This window comes from Candidatus Phaeomarinobacter ectocarpi (assembly GCF_000689395.1).
GTDB classification, from domain to species: Bacteria; Pseudomonadota; Alphaproteobacteria; order CGMCC-115125; family CGMCC-115125; genus Pyruvatibacter; species Pyruvatibacter ectocarpi.
Genome location: NZ_HG966617.1, coordinates 395,433 through 413,842 on the forward strand (window position 1 = coordinate 395,433; position 18,410 = coordinate 413,842).

General features: G+C 59.1%; 23 protein-coding genes and 1 pseudogene. 9 read left to right on the forward strand and 15 right to left on the reverse strand.

What is annotated here, in order from left to right:
- Positions 1–28: 28 nt before the first annotated feature.
- Together BN1012_RS16505 and BN1012_RS01890 are read right to left on the reverse strand one after the other, a co-directional pair.
- Entirely contained in the window at positions 29–613 is a 585-nt protein-coding gene (locus BN1012_RS16505) for a TetR/AcrR family transcriptional regulator (protein WP_052534346.1), read from the reverse strand.
- Positions 614–765: 152 nt separating this feature from the next.
- Positions 766–1,743 (reverse strand): alpha/beta hydrolase, encoded by a 978-nt coding sequence (locus BN1012_RS01890; protein WP_043950508.1) that lies wholly within the window; start codon positions 1,741–1,743, stop codon positions 766–768.
- Between the two features lie 221 nt (positions 1,744–1,964).
- Between BN1012_RS01890 and BN1012_RS01895 the strand changes: the two genes are divergently transcribed.
- Positions 1,965–2,612 carry an OmpW/AlkL family protein gene (locus tag BN1012_RS01895; protein ID WP_043948287.1) on the forward strand — a complete coding sequence of 216 codons (648 nt, stop codon included), beginning with the start codon at positions 1,965–1,967 and terminating at the stop codon, positions 2,610–2,612.
- A gap of 74 nt (positions 2,613–2,686) precedes the next feature.
- Here the strand turns inward: BN1012_RS01895 and BN1012_RS01900 are convergent, their stop codons facing one another.
- The 4 genes and pseudogenes from BN1012_RS01900 to BN1012_RS17890 all read right to left on the reverse strand — a co-directional run.
- The gene (locus tag BN1012_RS01900; RefSeq protein ID WP_043948288.1) at positions 2,687–4,459 is read right to left on the reverse strand and encodes a sodium:solute symporter family protein; all 1,773 of its coding nucleotides are present in this window, start codon (positions 4,457–4,459) and stop codon (positions 2,687–2,689) included.
- 20 nt (positions 4,460–4,479) lie between these two features.
- Entirely contained in the window at positions 4,480–4,830 is a 351-nt protein-coding gene (locus BN1012_RS01905; RefSeq protein ID WP_081826480.1) for a DUF4212 domain-containing protein, read from the reverse strand.
- A gap of 102 nt (positions 4,831–4,932) precedes the next feature.
- Complete coding sequence (locus BN1012_RS17750; protein WP_043948289.1) at positions 4,933–5,373, reverse strand: hypothetical protein; 441 nt, start codon at positions 5,371–5,373, stop codon at positions 4,933–4,935.
- A gap of 9 nt (positions 5,374–5,382) precedes the next feature.
- A pseudogene (locus BN1012_RS17890) lies at positions 5,383–5,619 on the reverse strand (helix-turn-helix domain-containing protein); the annotation flags it as partial.
- Positions 5,620–5,686: 67 nt separating this feature from the next.
- On the opposite strand from BN1012_RS17890, the gene BN1012_RS01915 reads away from it, so the two are divergent.
- The 3 genes from BN1012_RS01915 to BN1012_RS01925 all read left to right on the forward strand — a co-directional run bounded on the left by BN1012_RS01915 (position 5,687) and on the right by BN1012_RS01925 (position 8,480).
- Positions 5,687–6,523 (forward strand): alpha/beta hydrolase, encoded by an 837-nt coding sequence (locus BN1012_RS01915; RefSeq protein ID WP_043948290.1) that lies wholly within the window; start codon positions 5,687–5,689, stop codon positions 6,521–6,523.
- Positions 6,524–6,525: 2 nt separating this feature from the next.
- Positions 6,526–7,230, forward strand: coding sequence for a VOC family protein (locus BN1012_RS01920; protein ID WP_043948291.1), 705 nt, complete (start codon positions 6,526–6,528; stop codon positions 7,228–7,230).
- A 65-nt stretch (positions 7,231–7,295) separates the two neighbouring features.
- Positions 7,296–8,480: an FAD-dependent monooxygenase gene (locus BN1012_RS01925; RefSeq protein WP_043948292.1), complete on the forward strand. Its 1,185-nt coding sequence runs from the start codon at positions 7,296–7,298 to the stop codon at positions 8,478–8,480.
- 11 nt (positions 8,481–8,491) lie between these two features.
- Here BN1012_RS01925 and BN1012_RS01930 read toward each other — a convergent pair whose 3' ends face one another.
- Entirely contained in the window at positions 8,492–9,694 is a 1,203-nt protein-coding gene (locus BN1012_RS01930; protein WP_043950510.1) for an acyl-CoA dehydrogenase family protein, read from the reverse strand.
- A 168-nt stretch (positions 9,695–9,862) separates the two neighbouring features.
- Between BN1012_RS01930 and BN1012_RS01935 the strand changes: the two genes are divergently transcribed.
- Positions 9,863–10,072 (forward strand): hypothetical protein, encoded by a 210-nt coding sequence (locus tag BN1012_RS01935; protein WP_043948293.1) that lies wholly within the window; start codon positions 9,863–9,865, stop codon positions 10,070–10,072.
- 31 nt (positions 10,073–10,103) lie between these two features.
- Here the strand turns inward: BN1012_RS01935 and BN1012_RS01940 are convergent, their stop codons facing one another.
- The 3 genes from BN1012_RS01940 to BN1012_RS01950 all read right to left on the reverse strand — a co-directional run bounded on the left by BN1012_RS01940 (position 10,104) and on the right by BN1012_RS01950 (position 12,817).
- Positions 10,104–10,712 (reverse strand): DJ-1/PfpI family protein, encoded by a 609-nt coding sequence (locus tag BN1012_RS01940; protein WP_043948294.1) that lies wholly within the window; start codon positions 10,710–10,712, stop codon positions 10,104–10,106.
- A gap of 12 nt (positions 10,713–10,724) precedes the next feature.
- Complete coding sequence (locus tag BN1012_RS01945) at positions 10,725–11,861, reverse strand: GlxA family transcriptional regulator (protein WP_063958479.1); 1,137 nt, start codon at positions 11,859–11,861, stop codon at positions 10,725–10,727.
- A 101-nt stretch (positions 11,862–11,962) separates the two neighbouring features.
- On the reverse strand, positions 11,963–12,817 hold the full coding sequence (locus BN1012_RS01950) for a MaoC/PaaZ C-terminal domain-containing protein (RefSeq protein WP_043948295.1): 855 nt from the start codon (positions 12,815–12,817) through the stop codon (positions 11,963–11,965).
- A 207-nt stretch (positions 12,818–13,024) separates the two neighbouring features.
- Between BN1012_RS01950 and BN1012_RS17590 the strand changes: the two genes are divergently transcribed.
- Positions 13,025–13,195: a hypothetical protein gene (locus BN1012_RS17590; protein WP_171815884.1), complete on the forward strand. Its 171-nt coding sequence runs from the start codon at positions 13,025–13,027 to the stop codon at positions 13,193–13,195.
- A gap of 55 nt (positions 13,196–13,250) precedes the next feature.
- A complete protein-coding gene (locus BN1012_RS01955; protein WP_043948296.1) occupies positions 13,251–13,733 on the forward strand; it encodes a hypothetical protein in 483 nt (160 codons plus the stop codon).
- A 2-nt stretch (positions 13,734–13,735) separates the two neighbouring features.
- Here the strand turns inward: BN1012_RS01955 and BN1012_RS01960 are convergent, their stop codons facing one another.
- The 4 genes from BN1012_RS01960 to BN1012_RS16515 form a co-directional block, all read right to left on the reverse strand.
- On the reverse strand, positions 13,736–14,077 hold the full coding sequence (locus BN1012_RS01960; protein ID WP_043948297.1) for a hypothetical protein: 342 nt from the start codon (positions 14,075–14,077) through the stop codon (positions 13,736–13,738).
- 36 nt (positions 14,078–14,113) lie between these two features.
- Positions 14,114–14,461 (reverse strand): hypothetical protein, encoded by a 348-nt coding sequence (locus BN1012_RS01965; RefSeq protein ID WP_043948299.1) that lies wholly within the window; start codon positions 14,459–14,461, stop codon positions 14,114–14,116.
- A gap of 110 nt (positions 14,462–14,571) precedes the next feature.
- Complete coding sequence (locus tag BN1012_RS16510) at positions 14,572–15,051, reverse strand: PaaI family thioesterase (RefSeq protein WP_052534349.1); 480 nt, start codon at positions 15,049–15,051, stop codon at positions 14,572–14,574.
- On the reverse strand, positions 15,044–15,457 hold the full coding sequence (locus tag BN1012_RS16515; RefSeq protein ID WP_052534351.1) for a PaaI family thioesterase: 414 nt from the start codon (positions 15,455–15,457) through the stop codon (positions 15,044–15,046). The genes BN1012_RS16510 and BN1012_RS16515 overlap by 8 nt, the downstream gene beginning before the upstream one ends.
- A gap of 81 nt (positions 15,458–15,538) precedes the next feature.
- On the opposite strand from BN1012_RS16515, the gene BN1012_RS01980 reads away from it, so the two are divergent.
- Positions 15,539–15,955 (forward strand): secondary thiamine-phosphate synthase enzyme YjbQ, encoded by a 417-nt coding sequence (locus BN1012_RS01980; protein ID WP_043948300.1) that lies wholly within the window; start codon positions 15,539–15,541, stop codon positions 15,953–15,955.
- 364 nt (positions 15,956–16,319) lie between these two features.
- Here the strand turns inward: BN1012_RS01980 and BN1012_RS01990 are convergent, their stop codons facing one another.
- Complete coding sequence (locus BN1012_RS01990) at positions 16,320–16,811, reverse strand: OmpA family protein (protein ID WP_145973385.1); 492 nt, start codon at positions 16,809–16,811, stop codon at positions 16,320–16,322.
- Positions 16,812–17,220: 409 nt separating this feature from the next.
- Here BN1012_RS01990 and BN1012_RS01995 point away from each other — a divergent pair, with 409 nt between their 5' ends.
- Entirely contained in the window at positions 17,221–18,405 is a 1,185-nt protein-coding gene (locus BN1012_RS01995; RefSeq protein ID WP_043948303.1) for an acetyl-CoA C-acyltransferase, read from the forward strand.
- Positions 18,406–18,410: the final 5 nt, after the last annotated feature.

Genomic DNA, 18,410 nt, shown 5'->3' on the forward strand with positions numbered 1-18,410 from the left:
GCACGCAGCCAGACGCTTGTCAGACGTCTCATGAGTAGCGAGCGACGAGGGCGGACGCCACATCTATGTCCTCGACTTCGAGGGATGCCAGGCGACCACTGCTGGAAAGCTGAGCAAGGCCCACAAGTCCGCACCAAAGGGCAATCGTGTCCAGGGCCTGACTGCTGGCGTCATCGCCGCGTGCGCCACCGGCGCCAACTCCGCGGTCCAGCTGGCGAAGAATGGAAATAATACGTCCCGTAAGCGCGCGCTCGGTGACTTCAGGCACATCGCCGCGATGCGCGGCAATGAGGAGCGGTCCCACTCGGTCAAGCGCCTGAGTGCAGATGGATGCCTGGGTGCTCAACGTCTCATCCTCCTGGCGCATCGCTTTTGCCAGCTGGTCGAGCGCATCAAGGGCAATTGCGGCGAGCAGCGCTTCTTTTGAGGCGAAGTAGCTGTAAACCGCGCCGGCAGTGTATCCGGCACGGGCGGCCACGGCGCGCATGGTCAAACCTGATATTCCAACCTCGTCCAGAAGTTCGCTTGCCGCTGCGCGAATATGGGCGGCGCGCGATTCCTGCCCCTGCGCCTTGCGGATGTCCCGCGCGACCCGTGCGTCTGTATCGACCATTTTTGTCTTTCCGCTCCAGAAACTCAGCGAATTGGAAAACGATGAGCATAAAATTAAACAAAGGTCAATTTATTATGGAGGGAGGTGTGCTTTCGGAGCTGCCTGTTCGGCAAGATTGATCAACAAACAAATAATTAAACAGTGTTCAATAGCTAGAGGAGCCTTAGGAAAAACCGGTCAATCTGTGCCAGGGCTTTCTCAGCAAGCTCACCCGGAAACGCAATGAAACCGTGGGCTCCGCCTGGGTAGACACCCAGTTCAGCCTTGTTGCCTGCGGCCATCCATCGGCCATGCATGAACAGCGTATCGTCCAGCAGTCCGTCGCGCGTGCCGACCACAAACAGGGCATCCGGCATCGCACCCAGATCTCCGTACAGGGGAGAGATATCTGGTGACCGCAGATCAGACCCATCAGGGATGAACCGGTCCACAAAATGGGTGACATCGCGGGTGGAAAGGGTGGGGCCGGTATTCCCGAAAGCGCGCATGCTGGGCGTCATCCCAAGGTCAAAGCAGCCAAATGTCAGATTTGCCCCTTTGAACGGCGTCATGCCGTGACGTTCCTTGAGGCGCAGCAGGGTCACCGCCGCCAGATGACCGCCAGCGGATTCGCCGCCTATAAAGAGCGGCCCGGATGAGAATTCCCCCGCATTGGCCACCAGCCATAGGGCGGCAGCCTCGCAATCGTCGGGCCCGGCGGGATAGGGGTGCTCCGGTGCCAGACGGTACTCGACGGAGATACAGGCAAGCCCGCAGGTGTCCGCCAGCCGCTCCAGCAGCGAATCCTGCTGATTGGCACCGCCAAAGACCCAACCGCCCCCATGCAGATGCAGATAGACGCCTTTCGCCTCACCTTTCTCGCCCTGGGGCTCGATGATGTGGAGCGTGATCTTGCCGCCGGGACCATCAATCTCGACATCACGCGCCCGCTCACTCACCGGTGCTGCAGGAAAGGGGCCTTCGCCGCGCTCTCGCATGCTGCGCGCTTCTGCGGCCGACATGGACCAGGGGTCCGCCGCATTGGTCACAAGGTCCATGATCACCGCATTGATGTCGTCTGTTTCCTTGCTCACAGCACCGGACATGAAGAGCGCCGGATTGAGGACTGTCGGTTCAGGTGGAGTTGTCATTGCGGCCATCCTTGGCGTGAGTCGAATTTCCAATATCCAAGCTTAGCGCCATGCTGCGCCGAGAACATCCCGCAGCACGGCTAACGTTGATATCCAGTGTGCGCGAATGCCGCAGTGCTTCACGTCAGGGCGGTGACGCAGATCAATTACCCGGCCGTCTGCGCGTCGGAAAATGTCCTCATGGTTGACACACCATTCAACGAAAGAGGGGGACCGGCATCATGCAGTCCAAACATATCGTCAACACACTCGCGGCCGCGCTTCTTGGCGCAACGGCCCTCACAATGCCAACATTCGCAGCTGCCGAAGATGGCGCAAGCGGACAGAGCCCATGGCAGATTCGGGCGCGCATCATCGGCGTCATTCCCGATGAGGACTCAAGCCTCACACCGAATATCGGCAGCGTGGATGCAGACGGCGCCGTGGTGCCGGAGATCGACATCTCCTATTTCTTCACGCCCAACATCGCAGCCGAGCTGATCGCTGCCACGTCGCCGCACGACATGAAGGTGAACCTCAATGGCGGCGGGTCGCTTGATCTCGGTGACGTGTGGGTGCTTCCACCCACCTTGCTGCTGCAGTACCACTTCATGCCCGACGGTCAGGTCCGTCCTTATGTTGGTGCCGGTATCAACTACACGCACCTCTACAATGCGGACGATACGCCGGGCACCAGCGTCGACTATGACGGTGGATTCGGCTGGGCCCTTCAGGCTGGCGTCGATGTGCCCATCGGCGGCAACTGGTCCTGGAACTTCGACGTGAAGAAAATCTTCGTCAACGTGGAAGCCACAGTGAATAGCGCGGTAAAGGCAGACGTGGATCTTGATCCATGGGTCGTCGGTACCGGTATCGGCTACCGCTTCTAGACCGACGAACGATCCAGACAAAAAGGGCGGCGTTCATCAGAACGCCGCCCTTTCTTGTGAGTAGTGCGAGACACCTAGTGGGTGTGCGCAACTCCGGCACCTGTTGGCACGCGGATGTCTTCCACCATGTCCTGCACCTCGGCGGGAGGGGCAGCAGTAAACATCCGCACCGCAAAGGCCACGAGGAAGTTGAGCACCATGCCGACGGTGCCGCTGCCTTCCGGCGAAATACCCAGGAACCAATGCTCGGACGAATTCAGCTCTGGCGAGATGAACTTGAAGAACACGATATAGACAAAGGTGAAGGCCAGGCCTGTCACCATGCCCGCAATTGCGCCTTCGCGGTTCATGCCCCGCATGAAGATGCCCATGAGGATAGCGGGGAACAGCGACGCCGCAGCTAGCCCGAAGGCAAAGGCCACGACTTGCGCCACAAATCCCGGCGGATTTATCCCCAGATACCCGGCAACGCCAATGGCCACAGCCGCCGCTATGCGGGCGTAACGTAGCTCCTGCTTGTCGGAAATATTAGGCATCAGCGTCTTTTTCATGAGGTCATGACTGATGGAGGTGGAAACCACCAGCAGCAGACCGGCCGCTGTGGACAGGGCTGCCGCGAGACCACCTGCCGCCACCAGCGCGATCACCCAGCCTGGAAGCTGTGCAATTTCCGGATTGGCCAGAACGAAGATGTCACGATCAACATAGATCTCGTTGTCCGAAGCCGTTGGCGTATTGGATAGTGCCCGCTCACCATTGGGACCAGCCTCGCCCGTATAGGTGGGTTTGCCTTCATAGGGCGCGCCGGACCCATACTGGATGACGCCGTCATTGTTCTTGTCCATCCAGCCGATGAGGCCGATCTGCTCCCAGTTTTTGAGCCAGCCCGGCGCTTCCTGATAGGACGTATTGTTGACCGTATCGATGAAGTTGATCCGCGCAAACGCCGCCACGGCCGGGGCCGTTGTGTAGAGCAGCGCAATGAAGATCAGCGCCCACAAGGCTGAGACGCGAGCATCTGACACCTTGGGAACCGTGAAGAAGCGCACGATCACATGCGGCAGACCCGCTGTGCCGACCATCAACGCAAAGGTAATGGCAAAGACGTCAATAACTGCCTTCGACCCTTCCGTATACGCCGTAAAGCCAAGGTCAACGAGGGTCGCGTCCAGTTTCGCCAGAACCGACATGCCCGACCCATCCGCCATGGTGGAACCAAGGCCCAGCTGCGGAATGGGATTGCCCGTCACGAGGATGGAAATGAAGATCGCAGGCACAAGATACGCAAAGATCAGCACGCAATACTGTGCGACCTGCGTGTAGGTGATGCCTTTCATGCCGCCGAGCACCGCATAGACGAAGACAACCGCCATGCCGAGGACGACCCCAAGCTCGATATCCACCTCAAGGAATCGCGAGAACACGATGCCCACACCGCGCATCTGCCCGGCTACATAGGTGAATGAGATGAAGATGAGACAGATGACGCCGACAATGCGGGCAGTGGACGAGTAGTACCGTTCACCGATGAAGTCCGGCACGGTGAATTGCCCGAACTTGCGCAGATAAGGCGCTAGCAGCAGCGCCAGCAGCACGTAACCGCCGGTCCAGCCCATGAGATAGACTGAGCCGTCATAGCCAGCAAAAGCAATGATGCCGGCCATGGAGATGAAGCTGGCGGCACTCATCCAGTCAGCCGCCGTCGCCATGCCATTGGCAATCGGGTGTACGCCGCCTCCTGCCACATAGAACTCGCTTGTAGAGCCCGCGCGTGACCAGATGGCGATGCCGACATAAAGCGCGAAAGACGCGCCGACGAAAATGTAAATCAGTGTTTGCGTTTCCATTGGTGTTCCCCTCTCCCGATCTAGTCGTCGTCGACGCCGTAGCGCCGGTCGATGCGCTTCATTGCAAACACGTAGTAGGCAATGAGGCCGATGAAGACGTAGATCGAGCCCTGCTGGGCCCACCAGAAACCAAGTTTGAAACCGAAAAACTGAATGCTGTTGAGCGGCTCGGCGAACAGAATGCCGAAGCCGAAAGACACAACAAACCAGATGACCAGAAGAATGCCGAGCAGCCGCAGATTGGCGTGCCAGTAGCCACGCACATTCTGTTCGCTCAGGACTTCTGCATCGTGATGATCATGGGCAGGCCTATTGCCGCCCTCATGATGGTAGACGTTCTTGTCTCCATCGCCTCCCTGCGTGTTGGACATCAGCATCCCTCCCTAGCTTAGCCCGCATGGATTCTTATTTTTGTTTTGCAAAACCCTAGCGTCAGAAAATTCAAAAGGATACCGGCCTCGTCTTGACCTGAATCAAGGCTTGTTTGGCGCAATCATCAGCACATCGCGGATGAGAGCGGTCACGGCATCGGGATCATTTGCCTTTGTATGCGGATCGAGTTTCCTGATTTCCGGCGACAGGCTGAACACGGTGCCAGCGATCGCGATAGCAGAATAGTGCAAAAGCGTGGGGTCGCCGGGGCGCACAAGCCCTGATGCCTGCCCTTCTTTTATGACGGCAATCGAGTTTTCGTAGAAACGCCGAAGATGGGTCTCAACGAGCCAGGTCAGCCTCTCGCTGTCATGCTTGCCTTCATGCAGGATGATGCGATGCAGATCCGCGTCAGCTGCAAACATATTCACCAGCGCGCGAATGGGGCTCATCAGACGGGTTTCATAGTCCGCATCATCATCAAGCCGGTCCATTTCTTCGGTGAAACCTTCTCCCACCTGGGCAAACACACCATCCACCACGGCGCGCCAAAGCTCTTCCTTGGAGGCAAAGTGATAGAGCAGGAGGCTTTGCGCTACCTCGGCTGCTTCGGCAATCCGTCGAGTGCTAGCCGCCTCGAATCCTGCCTCGGCGAAGCGGGATTTAGCGGCCTCAAGGATGCGCTCGCGAGCCCGCTCTTTTGTCGATTTCTGAGTGATGGTCCTGGTCCTTCTGGCGTGATTGCCTCGATAGATACCGCAATCATTGATCGTGCGATCAGAAAAAATTGATCAGTTGATCAGGATTGATTAGGTTTGATCAATCGATCAATAAGTCTGCGAGCAGAAAGCGGTAATGCAACGCGAAACCCACCTCTTGAACGAAATCCATGCGGTTCGCTTCACCGGCGACACGCCCAAATATGCCCTTGTGGTGTCTCATGGGATCGGCGCCCATGGCGGCATTTACGACATCTTCTGTGAGCAACACGCAGCGCGCGGGGCCGACATCTGGTCTTACGATGCACCGGGCCATGGCAGATCCACCACCAACCGCCCGCGCGGGCAGTGGACAATGGAGGAGTGGGCGCAGGCGAGCCGCGACTGGGCGGCCCACGTGAAGCAGGAGACCGGTCTGCCGGTTTTTACCCTTGGCTCAAGCCTCGGTGTGGCAGCAGCGATTTCCGCGATCAATTCAAACGACGTGACCGGCGCAATCTGCATGGGGTCGCCCGCTGTGCCCGGCGCGCCCATGTTCAAGGCTCTGAGAGAGGCATGGCGCAACGACGCGGTAAAGCAGGTGCTGGGTCAGCTGGGCCGGGCCGCACGCCTCGACATCAAAACATTCTTCAACTTCGACGAAGACTACGGCTATGCAGGTGCCAGTGAGCAAAAGCAGCTCGATCCATGGAACACATGGTCCTATGACCTTGAATCCTGGGCGTCGTTCTTCCAATACGATCCAGAACAGCCGCCCGAGGCCAACACCAAGCCGGTGCTGTACACCGCCGGGGAGAAAGACCCAAGCTTCCCGCCCGACGTCATCAAGCTGGCGGCATCTGCCATTGGCGGCCCGGTGACCCTCAAGGTTTTTGAAGACGCAGGGCATCAGCTTATGCTGTTTGAAACGACGCGTTTTTCAGATGCCGTGCACGATTTCTGCCTGTCCACACTTCGCGATGAGGATGCCTGATCATGGTCAAACCAAACGCACTCCATCACCTGGCGCTTTCAACCGGCGACATGAAAACGCAGATTGAGTTTTTCACCGATGTGCTGGGCATGGAACTGGTCGCGCTCTATTGGATGCATGGCGTCGAAGGCGCATGGCACGGCTTTCTCAAGCTCAACGAAAATTGCGCCGTCGCCTTTGTGCACACATCCAGAAATGGCGAGATTACTCCGGTGATGGGCGTGTCCCATGCGGGCAATCCCGGCGAAAGCTCAGCACCCGGAACAATGCAGCATCTGGCTCTCAACGTGGACAGCGCCGCGGACCTCATCGCCATGCGGGACCGTATCCGCTCACGGGGTGTGCCGGTGTTTGGACCGATCCACCACGGCTTTTGCTCGTCGATCTATTTTGCCGGGCCTGAAAACCTGTCTCTTGAGGTCGCCACCTCTGCTGATGTGGAGCACCCATTGTCTAGCGATGTTTGGATTGATCCGGAAGTTGCTGCGCTGGCCGGTATCTCTGCCGAGGACATCAAGCGCTACAAGGCGCCCAAGCCATATGAAGGCGCCAATGGCGATGTGCCGCAGCCGGAATATGATTCATCCAAGCCACATCAGTTCTATCCAAAGGAAGTATATGATCTGATGCTGGGGACACCGGACGACGCACTGACCCTGGCGGCCAGCGAAACCACGCCACCGGGCCTGGCGTCTGCCTCTAAGTGAGTGTCGCGAAGCAACCTGTGCCAGAACAACAGTGACATCAGACCACCAGTGAAAGCAGTCTCCCCATGAAGGCCATCATCGCAGGCGGCGGCATCGGCGGACTGACTGCGGCTTTGGCCTTCCGGCATTTTGGCTGGGAGGTTGAGGTTCACGAGCGTGCGCCGGAGCTTGGCGAGGTCGGCGCCGGCATCCAGATCAGCCCCAACGGCATGAAGGTGCTACGCGCACTGGGCCTTGCGGACCGCGTTGCAGAAAACGCGTTTGAGCCCGAAGCGTTGGAAATGCGCATGGGCCGGTCCGGACGGCGTATTTTTCGGGTGCCGGTTGGCGATGCTGCAGTTGCGCGTTGGGGTGCCCCATACCTACACGTGCACAGAGCCGATCTCGTGGAAGCGCTTTCGACCGAACTGGAAGACCGCGCGCCGGGCTGTGTGCATCTGTCCTCAGCGGTGACCGGTTACGATCATTCAGCCAATGGCATTGTGGCGCTGACCAACGCAGGTGCATCCCCTGAGGGCGACGTGCTCATCGGAGCCGACGGCATCCATTCCGCCGTTCGCACGCAGATGCTGGGGCCAGAAACCCCTGTGTTTACCGGCAACGTGGCATGGCGCGCCGTTGTGCCCATCGAAAGACTTGGCGATCTTGCACCGCCGCCAACCGCGTGCATCTGGCCGGGACCCGGCCGCCACGCGGTGACCTATCGTCTGCGCCGCGGGACGCTGGCCAATCTCGTGGGTGTCGTTGAACGCGACGATTGGCGCGGTGAAAGCTGGACCGAGCAGGGCACCCGCGAAGAAGCCCTGGCCGATTTTGCCGGATGGCACCCCATCGTTACCAATCTGATTGAAAAAGCCGACGCGCATTTCCGCTGGGCACTGTTTGACCGGGCACCACTTACACAATGGAGCGATGGCCGCGCCACTCTCATGGGAGATGCAGCCCACCCCACTTTGCCCTTCATGGCGCAGGGTGCCGTAATGGCGATCGAGGACGCATTTGTTCTGGCCAGGGCGTGTGCTGACGCATCGAGCGATATTCCGTCGGCGCTTGAGCGTGTCTATGCATCGCGCATCAAGCGGACCAGTGGCGTGCAACTGGGGTCGCGAGCCAACGCGGCCACCTTCCACAAGCCGACAACCGCCGCACAACTTGCAACCTACGGCCCCATGTGGCTCGCAGGCCGCATCGCGCCAGACATCGTGCGCGCCCGTCAGGACTGGCTCTATGCGGAAGATGTGACCGCGTAAGACGAAGAGTCCTACAGGCCCAGTTGTCGCGCCGTCAGGTCGCGCATGATTTCTTCAGAGCCGCCGCCGATCGCGTTGACCCGCACTTCGCGATAGATGCGTTCCACACGACCGCCGCGCAGATAGCCATTGCCGCCAAGTATCTGCATGGCTTCGCGCGCACAAAATTCCATCGTCGTGGTGGCCTGAACCTTCAGCATGCTGAGATCCGCCACCGGCGTTTCGCCCTGGGCAACGCGCCAGGCACAAATCTCAAGGTAAGCCTGCGTCGCCTGAATGCGCTGATACATGTCAGCGATCTTGTGACGGATCACCTGATGGTCCGCCAGCCGCTTGCCAAACGTCGTGCGTTCGCGCGCCCAGGCAGCAGCATCTTCAAGGCAGACGCGGGCCATGGCATTGGCGCCTGCCGCCATGCCCAGCCGTTCGCCATTGAAATTCATCATGATGCCGATGAAGCCGTTGTTTTCAGTGCCGATGAGGTTTGCTTTCGGCACTTTCACATCATCGAAATAGAGCGCTGCCGTGTCCGACGCCCACCAGCCCATCTTCTTGAGCGGCGTGCGCGAGAAGCCGGGCATGTCCGCCTCGATGAGCAACAGGGAGATTCCCTTGGTACCCTCACCGCCGGTGCGCACCGCGGTCGTGACATAGTCAGCCCGCATGCCGCCGGTGATGAACATTTTCGAGCCGTTGATCAGGTAGTAGTCGCCCTTGTCCTCGGCGCGGGTATGGATGTTGGCTACATCTGATCCACCAGACGGCTCGGTAATACCAAGCGCAATGTGCTTGTCGCCATCCAGCACCGGCGGTGCAATCCGCTCTTTCATTTCTTCAGAGCCGATATTGATGATCGGCGGCAGCCCGATGCCATGCACCATCAGGCTCGCATTGATGCCGCCGGCACCGACGCGCGCGAGTTCCTCGGACGTCACGATGCTGTGGTAGTGGTCGATCCCCTCCTTGATGCCGCCATACTGCTCAGGATAGCCCATGCGCAGCAGACCGATATCGGAGGCCTTCTTGTAGAGCTCTTCGGGAAATTCTTCTGCCTCATCCCACTCGGATGCAAAGGGCATGATCTCTTTTTCGATCCATTTGCGCAGCGTCTGCCGCCATGCGTCATGGTCCTCATTTGAAAACGGCGAGGGCGCGCGGGTGGTGTCAAAGTTCAGATCAGGCAGAGACTTGAGCGGCTTGGCAGCTTGCGACATCGGGCGTGTTTCCTGTGGTTCTTGTTCTGGACGCGCAGACATGCCGCGCTGAGTGCTGCCGCCATTGTGCGCCACGTTTGACGCACGTCAACGCGCGCTTGTGCTGTTGCTGCGTAGGGTGAGGGTGCCCCTGCGTCTCAGGGGAGCAACATGGAGGCTTGTAAGCCCATGGAAAAAGTATGTTTGGACAGACTGGGCGATGTCGGCCAGCTGATCGAGTTCAATATGTCATCGGAAGCCGCAAAGAAACTGCAGGCCCTGCACATCTGCTCAGAGCGGTCGGACTGCCAGTACTGGCAATCCTGCATCAACCGCGTTGAAGACTTGTGGAACCGGCAGATGTATGCCGCTGAACCGGCCAGCCGCCTGCCATCTTAGCCGATGGAAGCGCCGGTCTGGAATTAAGCGTCTAAACTGCCGCTGCGTACGGTGGCGCAGGATCATATTCCATTGCCCGCTGCGTCGCGCGTGCATGATCTGGGCTGTGCATCTGGCCGACAAGCCAGAGTGCCATGTCGATGCCGGCTGACACGCCTGCCGCCGTAACGACTTTGCCGTCGCGCACATAGCGTGTGTTCTCAAGGACCTCTGACGCTTCGTCGCGCTTGCGCAACTGGTCAATGAACCCCCAATGGGTCGTCACGCGTTTGCCCTTGGCAGCACCTGATGCGGTCAGCAGCAAGGCGCCGGTGCACACGCTGGTTGTCCATGTGGTGGATTTGTCCACGGCCGCAATCCACTCAAGCACCGCCCTGTTCTTAACTTCCGTGCGCGTGCCCTGACCGCCAGGCACCAGCAGCACATCAAGGGCAGGGGCATCTTCAATGGATGCGTGGGACTCGATCACCATGCCTTTGCGGCATTTCACCTTGTCGCCATTCTCCGAAATCAGAAACACATTGTCCGGTTCGGGCTTGCCCTGAAGCGCGAACACCTCGTTGGACATGGTGAACACCTCATAGGGCCCGACGAAATCAAGCTCTTCCGCATCATCAAAAATCAAAAGTCCGATATTCATGGGGTGTCAGTCCTACTGCATGCCTGGATGTGTGGGGGACGAAATGTCCAGCGGCGTGACTGGCCCGTGCGGACCCATCACCGGCATCCGCCGGAAGCGGGAGCGATAGTCAGCCGGGCTGACCCCAACGCGGCGATGAAACGCCCGGCGCATCTGCTCCGCGCTTGAAAAACCGCACGCCCACGCAATGGATTCTGTGTCGTCTGTGGTTTCTTCCAGATGGCGGCGCGCGGCCTCCACGCGGGCCACCTCCACAAACCGGCCTGGCGTCAGGCCGGTTTCACTCACAAAAGCCCGAGCCAGTGTGCGCTCGCTCATATGTGCCCGCTCGGCCAGAGCGGGAACAGACAGATCCTCCGACACATTGTCGAGAACCCATTGAGCAACATCGCCGATCTTGCCCTTGGCCGCATGTTGCGCGACCAGCTGTGCTGAGAACTGGGACTGACCGCCGGGGCGGATCATGAAGAGGACGTGGCGGCGGGCAACTGACAAGGCCATGTCGCGTCCGCAATCCTGTTCCACCAGTGCCAGTGCCAGATCCATGCCCGCAGTAACGCCAGCAGATGACCAGATGTGCCCGTCCCGGACATATATGGAGTCAGCGTCAACCGTCAGTGTAGGGAACATTTTGGCAAGGACATCCGCAACGTTCCAGTGCGTCGTCACCCGGCGGCCATCGATCAAGCCCGCTGCGGCAAGAATGAACGTACCCGTGCACACGGACGTAATGCGCGTGGCCCGGGCACCTGCGCGCGCAACTACATCAAGAACGGCTGGGTCGCGCATGGCAGCTGTTGTGCCGTGTCCTCCAGGAACCATCAGCGTGTGCAGTCCATCAAGATACTCATCTGTGAGGTCTGCAAAGCTGATGTCGGCAACCATCTGCATGCCGGAGTTTGTTTTGAAAGGCCCGGCTGTTTCAGCCGCGATCGTCAGTTCGTACTCGGGAAAGTTTTCATGCGGCTTTGGCTGATAGCCGTCCATGACCCAGGATTCCGGGTTCAGCCGGGCATCATTCACACCAGCCAGAATTTCAAACGGTCCGGTGATGTCGAGGATCTGGACATCGTGATAGGCGATCATCAGCACCCGCTTGGGCGCTGGTGGCGCTGATTTCTCAGCATTTTGGCGCTTTTTTGAGGTCATGCCCCAATCATAGCAATGCGGGGCATCTGGCGGAAAGGCCAAACACCCCACATATTCGGTCAGCGAATGGGTGGCATGGTGCCAGCCCACCCTCAACTAGCCTATGCCTTGAGCGTGCACTTGCCGTTGTTGATCACCACCACGTCGCGTTCCTTCAGGCGGGCGCGGAAGGAGGCAATGTTTCCGTCCTTCCAGACATCCACCAGAATGGTCTCGCCGGGGAAGACCGGAGACGAAAAGCGCACATCGAACCCGGTGATGGCCGTGTGGTCATATTCTGCAACCGATCCAAGGATGGCCCGGCAGCAGGTGCCGTAGGTGCACAACCCATGCAGGATGGGGGCAGGGAAGCCTGCAGCGGTCGCAAATTCCGGATCTGCATGAAGCGGGTTGCGGTCACCGGACAGCCGGTAGAGCAGAGCCTGGTCCGGGCGCGTGTCGACCTCAATGGTTTCATCCGGCGCACGATCAGGAATGGGATGCGGCTTGGGTGCGCCTTCGCTGGGGCCGCCAAAGCCGCCGTCACCACGGGCAAACGTTGTGCTGGTTAGCGTGCACAATGCGTCGCCGGAATCAGCCAGCCGAATGTCCGTCTCGGTCACAATGACTGCACCTTTGTCAGCGCCCTTGTCATATGCGCCGATCACCTTGCTATCGGCGATGATGTCGGCGGCAGCCGGAAGCGGTTGGTGCAGCGTGAGTTTCTGCTCCCCATGCACAACCATCAAATAGTTGATGCCGGAGTCCCGTAGCGGCCCGGCACCCCAGGCAATGACCGTTGCCATGGTTGGCACCGTCTTGAGGTCGCTCTCATAGACGTAAGGCAGCTCTTTTGGCGCGAGCGGGTCGCGCGCCATGCCTACGCCCAGTGCATAGAGCATGGTCTCGCGATCTCCATAGGAGAATCGCTCGTCTTTTGAAGTGAGAGACATGATGTGATCGTAGTCGATGGCCATTCCATTTCCTCGGTCTGTGGATTTTTGTCGCCATTTTGGCTGGAATTCCGGGGTTTTTGCCCGGCCGGGGTCGTAATTACGGCTAAGTGTCTGTTGGGCGACAGACAGGGCTCTACTTTTGAGACACTATAGGTAGCGCGCGGTGAATCGCAGCAGGTTGCTCGTCCGTGCCCTTTCACAGGTTGAATGTCACGATTGGGGTGTCCCATGACACTTGATGACAGCATTATTGACCACCCGGAGCGCAAGCCTCAACAGCCAGCCGACAGTGAGCCGCTGCCGCGCGATTGGCCTGCTGGCCTGCTGCGTCTGTTGGCGGGTGGCGCCACGCTCGCCCTGTGGGCTGTCATAGCCGCCGTGATTTACTCAATCGTATAGCCGCACCTTTGCTAGTAGGCTCTCCTCGGGATTTTCAGACCGAAGGAAGAGCAAAATGGTGCCGGGCAAATTTTTTGGATCTCTGTTTATCGGTCTGACGCTGGTGCTGTCCGGCGCAACGACAAACGCGCGTGAACACACGTTGGAGGCCGATGCCAACCAGCAGGTATCACTACCTGCCGCAGACACGACTGTCGTTACACCGCCGGAAGAAATGACCGAGGCGATCCGGGCGGTGTTTCCCGAAAGCTATTCCCAGTTCATGAACGTGAGTTATGAGCGACAGGACGCTGGCACCGGACGGGATCCGGAAATCTGGCCCAAGGCAGCCAGCTTTCTAGTCCCCGCAAAAGCCTATGAGGCGACCATCGCCGGTGAACTGGACAGCCGCGTTGCCGCCCTGATTGGCCGCGTGCTGCGCCCTGACGATGCTCATTGTGAAGACGTGTCAGTGGGCGATCCCGAGGACTACGGTTGGATGGCTTGGCCAGACAAACGCGTCCGCAAGATCACTGTGACGTTCAACGTTGCGTGCTGATGCTAGCCAGCCGACCGATCACCGATGAGCAGTTTGACGGGATCGCCTTTGGCATCTGCAATCGCCCAGAGCAGATACGGCGTGAGGAACAGGATGCCACCGACCTGTGCCAGCGGCATCAGCAGAATGCCACCGGTTGAAAATTTGTGCCGCCATCCAATCCAGATCGCCGACAGGGTGAGGTAGGCGAGAAAGTCCACATTGAACTGGCCTGACCAGTTCATGGCGGTGATGTTGCCGATAAACACGTCACTTAGATTCATGCCCGTCTGGCTTGCTGCCGTATAGGTCAGCGCGGCAACCGCAATGAAATAGAAAATGGCAACGATGCGAAGGACCATCATGGTGCGTCTCCTTGTCGATGTGTTTTGGTGTGGAACTTAGCTGGAAGCAGCGCGCTGGCGGCCGAGCATGACGATCTTCATGTCCCCATCGGCGTCGTTGAGGGCCCAAAGCAGGTAGAGCGGCAGAACGCCCATGCCGCCGAACACGCCCAGCACCCCAAGTGCAAGGCCGCCGGGGGAGAAGTGATGGCGCCACGCCATCCACAGGCCGGACAGCAGCAGGAATCCGAAGAAATCGAGATTGAACTGGCCCGGCCAGGTCATCTGCGCCATGTCGCCGAAAAATATCTGAAACAGGCCCATGCCGTGATTCATGATCACGACCAGAGTGTAGGCGGCCAGGATCAGCCAGAAGCCGATCAGAAAGAGCCGGAAAGCTGTCATTTTATCCCCCAATCCTCATCCCGCACTGCGGTGCGGTTGTTTAGGTACCCTACCAGCGGAAGGGGAGCAGACAATTACCTCGCGGGTAATGTCTGGTTCGGGCCTAAGTGTCAGTGCTCGCCAAGCACCTTCCACAGGCTTGTGGACTGACAGATCAATTCGTCGCCCACAAAAAAGTCTGCAGCGCAGAACACGACTGCCCGTGTCTTGCGGGTCAGGCGTGTGTGACCCACCACAAGATCGCCTTGCCTGGCCGTGCCCGTAAAACTCGTCTGCATGCTGAGGGTCACACAGGGCCTGCGTTTGCTGGCATTCCAGGCTGTGCCGCCAACAATGGCATCCGCGAATGTCATGACCATGCCCGGATGCAGCTTGCCCTCCGCATCCACATGGCGGTCGTCTACCACGAAGGCTTCCTTGCGCACGATGCCGTCATTCTCCGCCACTTCACTGTAGAGCGGCCCAACAAAGGCCTCGAATGGATCACGCAGCTCCATGGGCTTGTACCCCTCCAGGTCCTGATCTGGACGCGGACAGGGAAGGGCCGGGCGTTCATTGTCTCCCTTGAGGGCGTCGCGTGCTTCAGTCATGGCGCACCACCTTGTAGACGCCGGTCGCTGCCATGAGCATGCGCGGCGCGTTTTCGCCGTCAGCTTGCGCCCGGACATCACACGACAGGAAGACAACACTGCGCGTCCGGCGCGTGATGAGTGCCGTCGCCGTGACCAGGTCGCCCAGCTTGCCGGGTCCTGTGAAATCGCAATTGACTGACAAGGCTTCCACAGCCCCGTCGGCAGCGGCACGCGCGGCACCGGCCAGAACAATGGAGGCAAACGACATCATCATGCCGCCATGCAGCATGTCGGCCCCGTTGAGATGCTGCTGGTCAATGGTAAAGCTCAACGTGAATGCGTCGTCCGTGCCGTTGACGCGGGTGACCGGGCCAACATAGGCCTCAAAGCCGCGTGACTGAGGGCTCGTCGATGAAGATGTCATGAGTATGAGTGCCTGCGCGAGTGCGGGGATAAATGATTTCGCGCTCTATGTAGCCGCGCATTGGCCGGGTTAAAAGGGGGCATGCACCAGCACGCCCAGACACTTGCCATTCGTACACCCGGCTCTGGCCTTTTCGACATCACGTCAAAGGTCAAAGCGGTGGTTTCTCAGTCGGCCATCACAAATGGGCTGGCGACACTCTTCATCCGCCACACGTCCGCCTCCCTGACCATTCAGGAAAATGCGGACCCGGATGTGCTGGTCGATCTGAAGGATTTCTTTGAACGCATTGCGCCCTTCACCGAAACTTATCAGCACGCGACCGAAGGGCCGGACGATATGCCGGCGCATATCAAGTCAGCTCTGACGGCCACATCTTTGAGTGTGCCGATCAGTGCCGGTCGTATGGCGCTGGGGACCTGGCAGGGCATCTATGTGTTTGAACATCGGACCCGCGCCCATGACCGGGAAATAGTTGTGCATGTCATGGGCGACTGACTTGTGGCTTCCACCAATGATGAATTGCATCAAGGATAAGTATCGCTCCGCCAAGCAGCATAGCGACGATGCTCGCCGCGAACAGATAGATTGCCCCGAAAATAAGCGATAGCTGGCCGTCTCTGCCGCACGCAGACACGGCCATGATGCACTCCGGCTGCGACTCGCCGAGCGCGTCCACCAAGTAGGCATCACCGCAATAAGTCGCAAAACCGAAGTCTATAACATCGAGCAGAATGCCAGCAGCGACCGGTGAAGACAGGATAGCTGGAACTATGACAAGCGCACTGACAACGAGAACTGCGCAAGTGGCCGCCCCGGCTGACAGGATCCAACGCCCAACGCGTTGGCCCGGCCTCACCCGCTAGGAGCCCATCGGCGCCATGCTGATCGGGCCGATGCTTTCCGGGTCTTCGATGTCTTCACCGATCCAGCGTGCCGGCACGCCCATTTCGACGAGCGCGTCGCGGACAACCTGCGTGCGCTCAACAGGGCCGTCTTCGGTGGCCAGCGACACATGGCTCAGATCAAGACCGGTCACTTCAGCGGCGATCACGTCAAGGGTATCGCGGGCCGGGTCCGTCAAGTCACTGCCGTCCACGGGGAAGTAGATAACGTAAGTGTAGCCAAAAGGCGGTGTGTCACTCTCGGTGCTGAAACCGGCTTCTTCGCCGGCAAAGGCCGGTGCGGTGGCCGTGATGTGCACGACAGATGTGGCAAGGGCTGGAACTGCGGCGTCGGTGTCCAAAGAGGCAGGGCCGCCATTGGCGAAAGCCGCCATGCCGCCAATCGTGAAGGCGCATGCACCCGCAAGCGCCATAATGCCAAACTGCCGTCTAATGCTGAGCCGTCCCATATTCCAATTCCTCCTGGTCACACCGCGGTCCTGTGAAGACCCGATGGGGGAGCCCGAAATCGCCTCCCCGACACCTATGAGAGTGGGATCTGAATCCGGCGGGCACATGATCTCTCCAAGGTGAACGATTGGTCATTTCATGGCTCAAATGCGGCAATGACGCAGGGGCAATCTGCTAATGCGCTGATTCCAATGGGTTATTGAATGTGACCGGGGATGCCGGAATTAACCCTTCCGGCACGGGCCTGAACCCCTTATGGTTCGCGCCGACTTGCGGGTTTCAATTTCGTACCCGCTGCCAAACCAATTCCAGTGTGGCCCTGCTGCTCTGCGCAGACTTTTCGCGCGGAACGGCGCCCAAGACCCGATATCCAAGGGGCCGGCACAAATTCCAACAAGGAGTGACAGCATGAGAGAAGCAGTCATCGTTTCCACTGCCCGTACCGGTCTTGCAAAGTCCGGCCGTGGTGGCTTCAACATGACCCACGGCGCAGCCATGGGTGGCCACGCCCTCAAGCACGCCATCGAGCGCGCCAAGATCGAGCCCGGTGAAGTCGACGACGTCATCATGGGTTGCGGCACACCTGAAGGCGCAACAGGCCAGAACGTCGGCCGTCTTGCTGCCATCTGGGCAGGCTGCCCGGTCACCACGTCTGGCGTGACCGTCAACCGTTTCTGCTCTTCCGGTCTGCAGACCATCGCCATGGCCGCTGGCCGTATCGTCAATGACGGTGTGGACGTGGTTGCTGCCGGTGGCGTTGAGTCCATTTCGCTGGTGCAGATGTCCGGCGCAATGAACCTCAACAACATCACCGAAGAAAAGCTGATGGAGAGCTACCCCGCTCTTTGGATGCCGATGATCGAAACTGCTGACATCGTGGCTGACCGCTACAATGTGAGCCGCGAAGCGCAGGACGAGTATTCTCTCCAGTCGCAGCAGCGCACAGCAGCCGCTCAGCAGGCTGGCAAGTTCGACGACGAAATCGTGCCAATGAACACGAAGATGAAAGTCGTCGATCGCGAAACCAAGGAAGAGTCGATTGTTGACTACGTCGTCGACAAGGACGAGTGCAACCGTCCCCAGACCACTCTTGAAGGCCTGAATGGCCTGCCGCCTGTTCGTGGTGAAGGCAACTACATCACAGCCGGTAATGCCTCCCAGCTGTCCGATGGCGCCTCCATGGTCGTCATGATGGAGCGCAAGGAAGCTGAACGTCGTGGCCTCGACATCATGGGTGCCTTCCGCGGCTTCCAGGTTGCTGGCTGCGAGCCGGATGAAATGGGCATTGGCCCCGTTTTCGCTGTGCCCAAGCTCCTCGACAAGGCTGGCGTCAAGAAGGACGACATCGACCTTTGGGAACTCAACGAAGCATTTGCATCCCAGTGCCTCTACAGCCGTGACAAGCTGGAAATCGACAATGACAAGTACAACGTCAATGGCGGTTCCATCTCCATCGGTCACCCCTTCGGCATGACCGGCGCCCGTTGCACCGGCCACCTGATGATCGAAGGCAAGCGCCGCGGCTCCAAGCTCGGCGTCGTGACCATGTGCATCGGCGGCGGCATGGGTGCTGCCGGCCTGTTCGAAATGTAATTTCG

What these genes read in the sequence shown, in the direction of transcription:
- BN1012_RS16505 (WP_052534346.1), bottom strand. Translation starts at nt 613, where the DNA reads ATGGTCGATACAGACGCACGGGTCGCGCGGGACATCCGCAAGGCGCAG.
- BN1012_RS01890 (WP_043950508.1), bottom strand. Translation starts at nt 1,743, where the DNA reads ATGACAACTCCACCTGAACCGACAGTCCTCAATCCGGCGCTCTTCATG.
- BN1012_RS01895 (WP_043948287.1), top strand. Translation starts at nt 1,965, where the DNA reads ATGCAGTCCAAACATATCGTCAACACACTCGCGGCCGCGCTTCTTGGC.
- BN1012_RS01900 (WP_043948288.1), bottom strand. Translation starts at nt 4,459, where the DNA reads ATGGAAACGCAAACACTGATTTACATTTTCGTCGGCGCGTCTTTCGCG.
- BN1012_RS01905 (WP_081826480.1), bottom strand. Translation starts at nt 4,830, where the DNA reads ATGTCCAACACGCAGGGAGGCGATGGAGACAAGAACGTCTACCATCAT.
- BN1012_RS01915 (WP_043948290.1), top strand. Translation starts at nt 5,687, where the DNA reads ATGCAACGCGAAACCCACCTCTTGAACGAAATCCATGCGGTTCGCTTC.
- BN1012_RS01920 (WP_043948291.1), top strand. Translation starts at nt 6,526, where the DNA reads ATGGTCAAACCAAACGCACTCCATCACCTGGCGCTTTCAACCGGCGAC.
- BN1012_RS01925 (WP_043948292.1), top strand. Translation starts at nt 7,296, where the DNA reads ATGAAGGCCATCATCGCAGGCGGCGGCATCGGCGGACTGACTGCGGCT.
- BN1012_RS01930 (WP_043950510.1), bottom strand. Translation starts at nt 9,694, where the DNA reads ATGTCGCAAGCTGCCAAGCCGCTCAAGTCTCTGCCTGATCTGAACTTT.
- BN1012_RS01935 (WP_043948293.1), top strand. Translation starts at nt 9,863, where the DNA reads ATGGAAAAAGTATGTTTGGACAGACTGGGCGATGTCGGCCAGCTGATC.
- BN1012_RS01940 (WP_043948294.1), bottom strand. Translation starts at nt 10,712, where the DNA reads ATGAATATCGGACTTTTGATTTTTGATGATGCGGAAGAGCTTGATTTC.
- BN1012_RS01945 (WP_063958479.1), bottom strand. Translation starts at nt 11,861, where the DNA reads ATGACCTCAAAAAAGCGCCAAAATGCTGAGAAATCAGCGCCACCAGCG.
- BN1012_RS01950 (WP_043948295.1), bottom strand. Translation starts at nt 12,817, where the DNA reads ATGGCCATCGACTACGATCACATCATGTCTCTCACTTCAAAAGACGAG.
- BN1012_RS17590 (WP_171815884.1), top strand. Translation starts at nt 13,025, where the DNA reads ATGACACTTGATGACAGCATTATTGACCACCCGGAGCGCAAGCCTCAA.
- BN1012_RS01955 (WP_043948296.1), top strand. Translation starts at nt 13,251, where the DNA reads ATGGTGCCGGGCAAATTTTTTGGATCTCTGTTTATCGGTCTGACGCTG.
- BN1012_RS01960 (WP_043948297.1), bottom strand. Translation starts at nt 14,077, where the DNA reads ATGATGGTCCTTCGCATCGTTGCCATTTTCTATTTCATTGCGGTTGCC.
- BN1012_RS01965 (WP_043948299.1), bottom strand. Translation starts at nt 14,461, where the DNA reads ATGACAGCTTTCCGGCTCTTTCTGATCGGCTTCTGGCTGATCCTGGCC.
- BN1012_RS16510 (WP_052534349.1), bottom strand. Translation starts at nt 15,051, where the DNA reads ATGACTGAAGCACGCGACGCCCTCAAGGGAGACAATGAACGCCCGGCC.
- BN1012_RS16515 (WP_052534351.1), bottom strand. Translation starts at nt 15,457, where the DNA reads ATGACATCTTCATCGACGAGCCCTCAGTCACGCGGCTTTGAGGCCTAT.
- BN1012_RS01980 (WP_043948300.1), top strand. Translation starts at nt 15,539, where the DNA reads ATGCACCAGCACGCCCAGACACTTGCCATTCGTACACCCGGCTCTGGC.
- BN1012_RS01990 (WP_145973385.1), bottom strand. Translation starts at nt 16,811, where the DNA reads ATGGGACGGCTCAGCATTAGACGGCAGTTTGGCATTATGGCGCTTGCG.
- BN1012_RS01995 (WP_043948303.1), top strand. Translation starts at nt 17,221, where the DNA reads ATGAGAGAAGCAGTCATCGTTTCCACTGCCCGTACCGGTCTTGCAAAG.